The following is a 10,525-nucleotide window of genomic DNA, read 5'->3' as shown; positions in this document are numbered from 1 at the left end:
TAGACAGCTCCACTCCACAACCGGAGGCCTTCACCCGTCCAGCAACGTCACACTCCGACGTCACACAACCTCGACCAACCTGCCTGGGCAGTACACCTAGGCCGTGTCCTGCCGATCAGGACACGGCCTAGACCCCGCCCGCCACCACGTCGCCCAGGCCGGTCGCCTCCAGGTCGCCGCGGATGACCTCCGCGTCGCCCTCGACGACCAGCGTGATCCCTTCCGCGTTCAGGTGGGCGGCGGTCGCCGCCGAGACCTCGTCGACCGTCGCGGTCAGCAGGGACTCGCGCAGGCGGGCGTGGTAGTCGTCGGGCAGGTCGTGGACGACCAACGTGGTCAGGGCGCTCGCGTAGGCCCGCGGCGTCTGCAGCCCGACCGACAGCTGCCCGGCCCGCCAGTCACGCGCCACGGCCAACTCCGGTTCGGTGACGCCGTCGCCCTGGGTCCGGGCGATCTCGCCCACCGCGTCGACCAGCGCGGGCGCTGTGACGGCCGTCTGCACGCCCGCGCTGACCACGAACCGCCCGAAGCGCCGGGACAGGCCGTATTCGGAGCGGATGCCGTAGGTGTAGCCGCGCACCTCGCGCAACAGGTGGTTGAGCCGCGACGTGAACGCCCCACCCAGCACGATCGCGCCCAACGTCATCGGCACGTAGTCGGGGTGTGCCCGGTGCGGCGCCGGGTGCCCGAGCCGCAGCGTCGACTGCACGGACCCGGGGCGGTCGACCAGCACGATCCGCCGCGACCCGGGCGCGCCGACCGGGAACGGATCACCGACCACCGGCGAGGGCGAGGACGCCCCGGCGAAGGCCGCACGGCCCAGCGCGTCGAGGTCGATCCGGGACAGGTCGCCGACCACCAGCAGGGTGCCGGGCGCGGCGAACCAGGAGCGGTGGAAGGAGACCACGTCGTCGACCGTCAGCGCCGCCACCGAGCGCGGGTCGCCGGACAGCGGCCGCCCGTGCCGCACCTCCGACCCGAACAGGTCCAGCCGCAGCACCGCGTCGGCACGCGGGCCGGGGTTGGCCCAGTACTGCCGCAGTGACTCGGCCTCGTCGTCGCGCACCCGCGACACGTCGTCAGGAGACAGCAGCGGGCGGCGCATCGCCTCGGCGAGCAACTCGACCGCCGCCGGCAGCGCCGCCACCGGCACCTGCACGGTCGCGGCGAACGAGTCCCAGTCGACCGAGACCGACAGGTCGGTGCCGAGGGACTCCAGAGCGATGGCGTACTCGGTGCCGGACCGCTGCGCCGTGCCCTCTTCCAGCGCCTTGGCCAGCACCTCGGCGACGCCCTCGACGCCGATCATCTCGCGGCCGCCGCCGGCGTCGAGCAGCAGCTTGGCGACGGCCAGGTTGTGGCCGGGCAGGTCGGCGGCGACCACCTGGCCGCCGGCGACCGAGCGGCGGACGACCGGTGGGAAGCGGTAGGGGCGCGGCGTGCCGGGCTCCGGGCGCTGTGCGATGAGCTGCGTCATGCCACGTCCTCCAACGGCTCGTACACCAGCGTCACCCGATCTTCGGGTCTGAGCACCTCACGGGCCACCGCCGCCAACGACGACGTCGTCACCGAGCGCCAGCCGGGCAGGCGGGAACCGACCAGGGCGGGGTCGCCGAACTGGGTCGCGTAGCGGCCGAGCAGGTCGGCCCGGCCGTCCACACTGGCCACCGCCGTCCACCAGTCGGTCTCCAGCAGCGCCTGCGCGCGGGCCAACTCCTCGTCGGTCACCGCCTCGGAGGCCAGCGAGTCGACCACCTCGGCCAGCGCCGCCCCGAGCCGGGCGGCGGTCACGCCGGGACGCGCCGTCGCCGAGATGATCAGCGGGGCCGGCGCATTCGCGAGATCGACACCGTAAGCCGAGACCGTGTCGGGCTGGGCCAGCCGGGCACCGTCGGCGAGCAGCCGGTAGAGCCGGCTACCGCGGCCCTGGCCGAGCACGGTGGCCAGCACGGTGACGGCGTCGTACTCCGGCGTGCCGTAGGGATAGGTGCGGTGCGCGAGGTAGACCCGCGGCGCCGGCACGTCACCGGCCACGACCGAGGACACCGGCCCGGCCCAGCCGTCGAGCGAACCGACCGGCGCGGGCGGGCGCGGCTCGCCCGCTGGCAGCCCACCGAAGTATTTGGCCGCCAGCGCGAAGACCTCGGCCGGCGCGGCGTCGCCGGCCACCGTCAGCACCGCGTTGTCGGGCACGTAGTAGGTGCGGTGAAACGCCTGGAAGGTGCCCAGCTCGGCGGCGTTGAGGTCGTCCATCGACCCGATCGTCGGGTGATGGTAGGGATGCCCCTGCGGGTAGAGCAGCGGGAGCAGCCGCAGCCAGGCGTCGCCGTAGGGCACGTTCTCGTAGCGCTGCCGCCGCTCGTTCTTGACCACGTCGCGCTGGTTGTCGAGGGTCTCCTGGACCAGCGCCGGCACCAGCCCGCCCATCCGGTCGGCCTCGAGCCAGAGCGCCAGCTCCAGATGCTCGGCCGGCATCGTCTCGAAGTAGTTGGTCCGGTCGGGGTTGGTGGTCGCGTTGAGCGAGCCGCCGTTGCCCTGCACGAGCCGCATGTGTTCGGTCTTCGGCACGTTGACCGAGCCCTCGAACATCAGGTGCTCGAACAGGTGGGCGAACCCGGTCTGGCCGTCGGGCTCGTGCCGCGACCCGACGTCGTACCAGAGGTTGACCGCCACGACCGGAGCGCTGCGGTCTTCGCTGACCACCACGCGCATGCCGTTGGCGAGCCGGGTGGTCTCGATCGGCCAGGGATAACCCGTCTCGGACATGGAACGACGTTATCGGATCAGCGGACCGGGATACTTGTCCGGTGCACAGCGAGCCCTATCTCCTCGACCCATCCGACGACGGGGTGCAGGTCCTCTGGCACACCGCGGCGCCGGCGCGCGGCGCGGTGCGGCTCGGCGACCGGCGCGTCGAAGCGACCAGCTCCGCGCTGGTCAGTCTTTTCGACGACGAGGGGATACGCGCGACCGTGTGGCGACACTGGTCGGACGTGCGCGGGCTCGGGGCGGGCCGCACACCGTACCGCGTCGAATCGGTCTTCGCCGACGGCGCGGTGACGGAGTCGAAGACCTACACCCTGGCGCCCGCCGTGCCCCGGCACCGGCCGGTCCGGCTGCTGCTCTCCAGCGACCACCAGATGTGGCGTAACACGCCGGCCAACCTGGCCAAGGTCGCCGAGACGGTCGGTGTCGAACTCGACGGTGTCCTCTTCGCGGGTGACATGGTCGGCGTGCCGGCCCGGGCCGCCGACTGGTTCGAGCACCCGACCGGGCGCGGGTTCTTCGAGAGCATGACCGGGCGGGCCGACACGGAGATCGGCGGCCGGCGCTACCGGGGCGCGCCGCTGCTCCAGCACACCCCGCTGTTCCCGGCGATCGGCAACCACGAGGTGATGGGCCGCCGGACCCGCCACCGCACGCTCCAGGCCCGGTTCGACGACCCGGCCCCGGACGCCTGGGACACCGCCGCCTACGAGGAGCTGTTCCCGGTGCCCCGCGGCCCGGCCGGCCCCCGCTGGTGGTCGCGGACGGTCGGCGACGTGTTCGTGGTCGCCCTGTTCGTCACCCGGGCGTGGCGCGACGAGATCAACACCTACCTGGAGCCGCCGGACCGGACGGGCGACCCGCAAGGAGGACAGTTCCTGTTCGAGCGGGTCGACGCCGGCTCGCCCCAGCACGCCTGGCTGGCCGGCGAACTGGCCTCGCCTGCGGCCCGCGCGGCCCGGTTCCGGGTGGTGCTGTTCCACCACGGCAGCCACGGGCTCGGCGCGCACTGCGTCCCGGCGTACGCCGATCCGGTGAAACTCGTCTCCGGCGGGGCCGTGCGGTACGCGTACCCGATCCACGATGACGTGGTCTTTCGTGATCTCGCACCGCTGTTCGCGGCCGCCGGCGTCGACCTCGTGCTCAACGGCCACTCGCACCTGTGGAACCGCTTCCGCGACGCGGCCGGGGTCAACTGGCTGGAGACCTCCAACGTCGGCAACTCCTACGGCGCGTTCCCGGAACGCGGCGACCCGGGCGGGCTCACGCCCGTGCTGCCCACGGTCGCGCCGCTGCGCGACGCCGCCGGCACGCCGCTGCCGTTCGTGGCCGACGACGACGTGACCGTCTTCTCCGTGCTCGACTCGGCCGACGGGGTGGTCCGCTCCTACCGGTTCGACACCCGCGAGCCCGACGGTCCGGTCGTGCTGTTCGACGAGTTGCCGCTGAAGATCAGCGGCTGATCTGGTTCCGTTTCGCCGCGTCGCGGGTGGCCAGCCGGGTGAAGATCCAGACGAACAGGATCGCCAGGCCGATCTGGATGCCGTGCCGGATCCAGTCGATGCCGCGGGTCTCACCGACACCGAGGAAGTCGGCGACAACGCCGCCGATCAGGGCGGCGATGAAGCCGATGCTGATCGTCGCCAGCCAGGAGATGTTCTGCCGGCCGGGCAGGATCAGCCGGGCCAGCACACCGATGATCGCGCCACCGATGATCGCCCAGAGCAGGATGCCGATCATGACGGGTGGTCCTCCCTCGTCTCGCCGCCCAGGACCTGGCTCATCGCGTCCTGCAGCGTCGTGGCGTCCGGCAAGACGCCGGACGGGCTGGCCCGATCGACCAGTTCTGGCAGCACCTCGGAGAGCTTGTCGGCGGCCTGCTCCGGCGAGATGCCGGCGTCCTTGGCCGCCGCGTCGAGGTTCGCCGCGCCGAGAGCGTCCCGGACCTGCGGCCCGGTGACCTCCCGGTTGGGTGCGATCTGGATCCAGGAGTAGACCTGCTGCTGAAGCCCGCCCTGTTGGAGCTGGTCGAGCAGCCGATTCAGGTCGAGCCCGTCACCGGCGCGCCCGAGCACGCTCTGCAGCAGCCGGCGGACGACGTCGTTCTCGGCCAGTTTGTTGATCTGGTCCAGATCCATCCCCGCTCCATATCTGGCATTTGCCCCTTTCATATGCAGGCTAGGCCGCGTGTCGGACCAACGGTGACCGGATTCACGCATCCCGACCCGCAACCGCACGGGCGTTTGGCGCGTCTGGTCCAATACACGCCAAACACCCCGGGGGTCGCATGCACGCGCACGAAAACAGCCGGTTTCGCAACGTCGCCACGCTGGCGGCGGTCGGAGTGCTTTCCGGCGTGATCGTCGCTGCCGCCGCGTTCCCCCTCGCGGCGGCGTCCGGCTTGATCGCCAAGGCCGGTGCGGTTTCGTTCGACGAGTTGCCGGCCAGTTTCAAGGTCAAGCAGGCACCCCAGGCCACCCAGGTCTTCGCCCGCGACGGCAAGACCGTGCTGGCCACCTTCTACGACGAGAACCGCAAGGACGTCCCCCTCCAGGCGATCGCGCCGACCGTGCCGCAGGCCCTGGTCGCGGCGGAGGACCAGGCGTTCTACCGGCACAACGGGGTCGACGTGCGCGGCCTGGCCCGGGCCGTGGTGGTCAACAAGGCGACCGGCGCGCAGCAGGGCGGCTCGACCCTGACCATGCAGCTGGTCCGGATGCTGGCGACCTACTCGGCGACCGACCCGCAGCAGGTGGTCGAGGCGACCGAGAAGAGCACCAGCCGCAAGATCAAGGAGAGCCGGCAGGCGCTCGCGCTCGACAAGGAGCTCGGCAAGAACGGCGTCCTGGAGCGCTACCTCAACCTCGCGCCCTACGGCCACAGCACCTACGGCATCTACGCCGCCTCCACCTACTACTTCGGCAAGACCCCCGACAAGCTCAACCTGTCGGAGTCGGCCCTGCTGGCCGGGGTGATCCGGGCGCCCAGCGTCTACGACCCGCTGGACGAGGGCCAGCGCCCGCAGACCCTGGAACGGCGCGACTGGGTGCTCGACCAGATGGTCAAGACCGGCGCGATCAACTCGAAGCAGGCCGCCGACGCCAAGAAGGTGGAACTCACGTTCGTCGGCAAGTCGCCCAACAACGGCTGCACGGCGACCAAGCCCAACGACTACGGCTTCTTCTGCGACTACTTCCAGCGCTGGTGGCTCGACCAGGAGACGTTCGGCAGCACCACCTACGACCGCGAGCGGCGGCTGCGGGGTGGCGGCTACCGGGTGACCACGTCGCTGGACCCGGCCGTGCAGAAGGCCGCCCAGAAGAACGTGACCGACCAGCTCAGCGTCAACCACAAGGAAGCGCTGATGGTGGCGGCGGTCGAGCCGGGCACCGGCCGGGTCCGGGCGCTGGCGACCAACCGGATCTTCGGCATCGACAACGCGTCGAAGCCCAAGAACAAGCCGCACAGCAACCCGGCCGAGGCCGAGCGCGGCGTGCGCGGCACCTACCCGATCACCACCAACCCGCTGATCACCGGCGGCGGCGGGGTCAACGGCTACCAGGCGGGCTCGACGTTCAAGATGTTCGCCGCCGTGGCCGCGCTGCAGAAGGGCATGCCGCTGGCCACCGAGATCCAGGCCCAGCAGGTCTACCGGTCCGGCTACTACGCGCCCCAGGGTGAGCCCGGCAGCTGCTCCGACATCCCCCGCTACTGCCCGACCAACGACAACTCGACCATGGCCGGGTTGCACGACATGTGGAGCGCCTTCGGGGCGTCGGTCAACACCTACTTCGTGCCGCTGGAGGAGCAGGCCGGCGCCTACAACACGATCCAGGCGGCGAAGGCGCTCGGCATCCGGTTCCTGGCCCCGTCGGAGGCGGCGCACGCGGCCGACAAGGAGCAGGCCGACACCTGGGGCTCGTTCACCCTGGGCGTCTCCGCGACCACCCCGCTCGACCTGGCCAACGCGTACGCGACGCTGGCCGCTGACGGTTCGCACTGCGAGCCGACGCCGGTCGAGCAGATCGTCGACTTCTCCGGCGCCAAGATCGACGCGGGCGCGCCGAACTGCAACCGCGCGGTGAGCACCGAGGTGGCCCGGGCCGCGATCGACATGGCCCGCTGCCCGGTCGGCGACCAGTCCGCGTTCGACGAGTGCAAGGGCGCGACGGCGCGCGGCGTGCACGACACGGTCGACCACCCGGTGGCCGGCAAGACCGGCACCACCGACAGCAACCGCACCGCCAGCCTGGTGGTCACCACGACGTCGCTCGCGGTGGCCGGCATCATGGCCGACCCGGACTACCCGGAAACCCCGGAAAGCATGGACCACAACAAGATCAACCCGGCGGTGTACGAGACGCTGGCGGACGCGATGAAGGGCAAACCCAAGGTCGACTTCCCGGCACCGACGCGCGAGACGGCCTACGGCAACCAGAAGACGATCCCGGACGTCTCCTGCTCCTCGGTCGACACGGCCCGCACCCGCCTCCAGGAGGCCGGCTTCGACGTCAAGGTCGACTCGGTCCCGGTCTCGTCCAACTGCGCCGAGGGCACGGTCGCCTACAGCGAGCCCAGCCGCCGCAGCGTCGAAGGCGCCACGATCACCCTGAAGATCAGCGGCGGTCCGGCGAAGACCGACAAGCCCACGAACGGCCCCGACCGGAACAACGACAACAGACCGAACGGCGACACCCCGGCCGGCGACCTGCTCGACAACCTCTTCCCGCGCAACTGACGCCCGCGCGGTGCGGCAGGAGCCCGACGACTGGTGCTCGGCCGGTCGCCGCCGCGGGCCCGGCGGTCAGCCGAACGTGAAGGCGTAGGCCTCGGCGCCGGGTTCCGCGAAGGTGATCTCCAGGATGCGTTCCCGGACGGTGCCCGGTTCGCGGACGAGTTGGTAGAGGCGACCCTCGCGGAGCAGTCCGTTGCCGTCCGCGTCGACGTCGACGCCGTGCGCCTCGCCGGGCGGCTCGCCGTCGAGGAAGACCCGGAACGGTATCGGTGACCGCGGGCCGGGCGCCAGCACCAGGTGCGCGTCGCGGGCCTGGAACTGGATCGCGATCCGACCGCCGCCGCTGTCGACCCGGAGGGCCTCGCGGCCGATCGTCCAGTCGCCGTCGAGCGCCCACTGGTTGAAGTCCAGGAAGGTCGGAAAGGCGTAGGACCCGCTCGCCGCGCCGTCGGCCGCGATGCCGCTGCCCCGCGCGTACCCCAGATAGGTCTCGGGTGTCCGCAGGCTGTCCCAGTCGGCCTCGGCCTCCACGCCCTGCCCGACGACGTCGACCAGGTCGCGCTTGATGCCGAGCAGTTGTTGGATCGTGCGCTCCGACTCCGCGTAGCGCCCTTCGCCGAAGTGGTAGTCGCGGATCACCCCGCCCGCGTCGACGAAATAGAGCGCCGGCCAGAAGTGGTTGTCGAACGCGCTCCAGACGTCGTAGTCGTTGTCGACCACGACCGGGTAGTCGATCCCACGGTCGGCGACCGCCTGCCGCACGCCGTCGACACCGTGCTCGAAACCGAACTCCGGCGTGTGTACGCCGATGACGACCACGCCATCCTCGCGGTAGGCCCGCGACCAGGCCCGGATCCACGGCTCGGTGCGCAGCCAGTTGATGCAGGTCAGCGTCCAGAAATCGACGACCACAACGCGGCCGCGCAGGTCTTCGGGGCCCAGCGGCGGCGAGTTGAGCCACTCGGTCGCACCGCTCAGCGGTGGCATCGTGAGCACCAGGCCAGGGTAGAACGGCCGTCGATGGCTTCGGGGTCATACGGAAAACACCGCCCCGGCTCGAAAGCCGGGGGCGGCGCTTCGGCGTCGGTGTGCAGGTCGCCTCTCGGCGAGTGGCACGACGCGGCTCCAGCCGGACGGTATTCCGCGAAGGCAATTAGGTGAGGCCCGGGGACACTGGACACACCGACAGTTCACTCAACGGCGGCCCGGCCGGGATCATTCCCGGCCCGCGGGGATCAGTTTCCGGACCAGTCGCGTGCTTCCAGACCGGCCCAGCCGTGCGGGCTCTCCGACTCGCGCCGGTGCCGGTCACGCCCACTGGTGATCGACTTGTCGACGGCGGTGTCCTCGTGCTCGACGGCGAAATCGTCAGCAGCGCCGTCGTCAGCATCGGTGACATCGCCGGCCGCCCGGCCGAGCGGCTCGCGGGTCACTCCACCTCCGCGCCGTCGCGAAGGCGGTGCGGGTCGACCTCGCGGCCTGGGTGCCGGGCCAGGTATTCGGTCTCCAGCTCCGCGGTGCGCCGCAGGTGGTTGGCCAGCGCCGGGTCGGAGCCGTGCCGCAGCGTGTCGAGCCGGGTCCGGTGGAGGCTGTGCAGCTCGCGGATCAGGTCGTCGTCGGAGAGGTCGGCCGGGTCCACCCCGACGTCCTCGCCGACGATCTCGACGTCCACGGACTCAGATTCGGTCATGGTTCGATACTGCCCATTTCCGGCGCGGCATAACCAAGATTCACCCCTACTACGACGCCGCGTCGGAGTCCTCAGCGAGCGCCGGTACCCTCGTTGGACATGAGGCGTCTGGTCACCCCACCGATGCTCGCGAAGCATGCGCTGGCGGTCGTCCTGATCGGCGGTTTCCTGGGGCTGGGCTGGTGGCAGGTCTCCCGGGCCTCCGCGGGAAACGCGCTCAGCTGGGGGTACGCGATCGAATGGCCGCTGTTCGCGGGGTTCGTGGGGTTCCTCTGGTATCGCGAGATCCGTGAGGCGCTGGGCACGCCAGTGGTACCGAACCCCGCCGCTCCGTCTGGCGCCGCTCCGTCTGGCGCCGCTTCCCCTGACGCCGCTTCCCCTGACGCCGCTTCCCCTGGCGCCGCTTCCTCTGCCGCAGATCCTTCTGCCGCGGATCCTTCCGCTGGCGATCCTTCTGCCGCTTCTCTTTCTGCTGCCGATCCGTCTGCCGCTTCTCTTTCTGCTGCTGATCCGTCCGCTGCCGATCCTTCCGCCGGCGATCCGTCCGCGCCCGGCCCGAGGCGGGTCGCCGCCCTGCCGCCCGTGCTGGGCACCCGCCCGCCCAAGATCGGGTCGGGCTTCCGCCGGCCGGTCATGGTGCCGCGCCGGCAGCCGGTCGCCACCGCCCCGGACCCGGCCGACCCCGCGCTCGACGAATACAACGACTATCTCGCCTGGCTCAACGCCAACCCGGGCGCGAAGGCCGCCCAATACCCGGGCCGCCGTCGCGGTCGTGCTTGATCAGAAGGGATCCCCCCGCACCATGCGCGCAGCCCTAACCCGATACCGGATCATCGCGTACGTCGTCGGTGTCGTGCTCGTCATCCTCGTGGCGGTCGGCATACCGCTGAAATACATCGGCGACAACTCGACCGTGGTCGAGACCGTCGGCCCGGCACACGGCTTCCTCTACATGGTCTACCTGGTGGCGGTCTTCGACGTCGGCCGCCGGGCGCGCTGGCCGATCGGCCGCATGCTGCTGGTGATGCTGGCCGGCACGATCCCGTTCGTCTCGTTCTACGCCGAGCGCAAGGTCAGCCAGTGGGCGCGGGAGCGCAGCGAGGCCGCCGAGCCGGTCACCGTCACGTCCTGAGCCCGGGCGTCGTCGGCGCGGCTGGGGTCAGCGCGGCTGACTTCAGCGCGGCGCACAGGGCGCGCCACGCTTCCGGTTGAAATCGCAAGACCGGCCCGCCGAGGTTCCCCCGAACGAGCACGCCGTCGGCCGTAACCGCCACGTCAACACACTGGTTTGATTCGCAGTGACTGCTGCGATGCCAGGCGAGAGTCATGCCCAT

Annotated in this window: 11 protein-coding genes and 1 pseudogene; 4 read left to right on the top strand and 8 right to left on the bottom strand. The window is 71.0% G+C overall.

Going from position 1 to position 10,525, the window contains the following annotated elements; genetic code table 11:
• Positions 1-127 precede the first annotated feature (127 nt).
• Both AB0J74_RS34355 and AB0J74_RS34350 read right to left on the bottom strand, forming a co-directional pair.
• Complete coding sequence (locus AB0J74_RS34355; RefSeq protein WP_363455848.1) at positions 128-1,477, bottom strand: pitrilysin family protein; 1,350 nt, start codon at positions 1,475-1,477, stop codon at positions 128-130.
• Complete coding sequence (locus tag AB0J74_RS34350; RefSeq protein WP_363455845.1) at positions 1,474-2,766, bottom strand: pitrilysin family protein; 1,293 nt, start codon at positions 2,764-2,766, stop codon at positions 1,474-1,476. Before AB0J74_RS34350 ends, AB0J74_RS34355 begins: the two co-directional genes overlap by 4 nt.
• Positions 2,767-2,807: 41 nt before the next feature.
• Between AB0J74_RS34350 and AB0J74_RS34345 the strand changes: the two genes are divergently transcribed.
• Positions 2,808-4,229: a metallophosphoesterase gene (locus AB0J74_RS34345; RefSeq protein WP_363455842.1), complete on the top strand. Its 1,422-nt coding sequence runs from the start codon at positions 2,808-2,810 to the stop codon at positions 4,227-4,229.
• On the opposite strand, the gene AB0J74_RS34340 is transcribed toward AB0J74_RS34345, so the two are convergent.
• Together AB0J74_RS34340 and AB0J74_RS34335 are read right to left on the bottom strand one after the other, a co-directional pair.
• Positions 4,219-4,506 carry a GlsB/YeaQ/YmgE family stress response membrane protein gene (locus tag AB0J74_RS34340; RefSeq protein ID WP_363455840.1) on the bottom strand — a complete coding sequence of 96 codons (288 nt, stop codon included), beginning with the start codon at positions 4,504-4,506 and terminating at the stop codon, positions 4,219-4,221. The two genes, AB0J74_RS34345 and AB0J74_RS34340, sit on opposite strands and share 11 nt — an antisense overlap.
• Positions 4,503-4,904: a YidB family protein gene (locus AB0J74_RS34335; RefSeq protein WP_363455837.1), complete on the bottom strand. Its 402-nt coding sequence runs from the start codon at positions 4,902-4,904 to the stop codon at positions 4,503-4,505. Before AB0J74_RS34335 ends, AB0J74_RS34340 begins: the two co-directional genes overlap by 4 nt.
• Before the next feature lie 149 nt (positions 4,905-5,053).
• Here AB0J74_RS34335 and AB0J74_RS34330 point away from each other — a divergent pair, with 149 nt between their 5' ends.
• Positions 5,054-7,504: a transglycosylase domain-containing protein gene (locus AB0J74_RS34330; protein WP_363455834.1), complete on the top strand. Its 2,451-nt coding sequence runs from the start codon at positions 5,054-5,056 to the stop codon at positions 7,502-7,504.
• Positions 7,505-7,570: 66 nt separating this feature from the next.
• Here the strand turns inward: AB0J74_RS34330 and AB0J74_RS34325 are convergent, their stop codons facing one another.
• The 3 genes from AB0J74_RS34325 to AB0J74_RS34315 form a co-directional block, all read right to left on the bottom strand.
• Positions 7,571-8,488 (bottom strand): redoxin domain-containing protein, encoded by a 918-nt coding sequence (locus tag AB0J74_RS34325; RefSeq protein ID WP_363455864.1) that lies wholly within the window; start codon positions 8,486-8,488, stop codon positions 7,571-7,573.
• A gap of 248 nt (positions 8,489-8,736) precedes the next feature.
• Positions 8,737-8,934: a hypothetical protein gene (locus AB0J74_RS34320; protein ID WP_363455831.1), complete on the bottom strand. Its 198-nt coding sequence runs from the start codon at positions 8,932-8,934 to the stop codon at positions 8,737-8,739.
• Positions 8,931-9,191, bottom strand: coding sequence for a DUF6158 family protein (locus AB0J74_RS34315; RefSeq protein WP_363455828.1), 261 nt, complete (start codon positions 9,189-9,191; stop codon positions 8,931-8,933). The genes AB0J74_RS34320 and AB0J74_RS34315 overlap by 4 nt, the downstream gene beginning before the upstream one ends.
• A gap of 99 nt (positions 9,192-9,290) precedes the next feature.
• On the opposite strand from AB0J74_RS34315, the pseudogene AB0J74_RS34310 reads away from it, so the two are divergent.
• A pseudogene (locus AB0J74_RS34310) lies at positions 9,291-9,485 on the top strand (hypothetical protein); the annotation flags it as partial.
• 508 nt (positions 9,486-9,993) lie between these two features.
• The gene (locus AB0J74_RS34305; RefSeq protein WP_363455825.1) at positions 9,994-10,323 is read left to right on the top strand and encodes a DUF3817 domain-containing protein; all 330 of its coding nucleotides are present in this window, start codon (positions 9,994-9,996) and stop codon (positions 10,321-10,323) included.
• Here AB0J74_RS34305 and AB0J74_RS34300 read toward each other — a convergent pair.
• Positions 10,313-10,519, bottom strand: coding sequence for a DUF397 domain-containing protein (locus AB0J74_RS34300; RefSeq protein WP_363455862.1), 207 nt, complete (start codon positions 10,517-10,519; stop codon positions 10,313-10,315). The genes AB0J74_RS34305 and AB0J74_RS34300 overlap by 11 nt on opposite strands.
• Between the last annotated feature and the right edge of the window lie 6 nt (positions 10,520-10,525).

The organism is Asanoa sp. NPDC049573, assembly GCF_040676615.1.
Lineage (GTDB): Bacteria > Actinomycetota > Actinomycetes > Mycobacteriales > Micromonosporaceae > Asanoa.
This window is presented reverse-complemented; position numbering and strand designations above follow the sequence as displayed.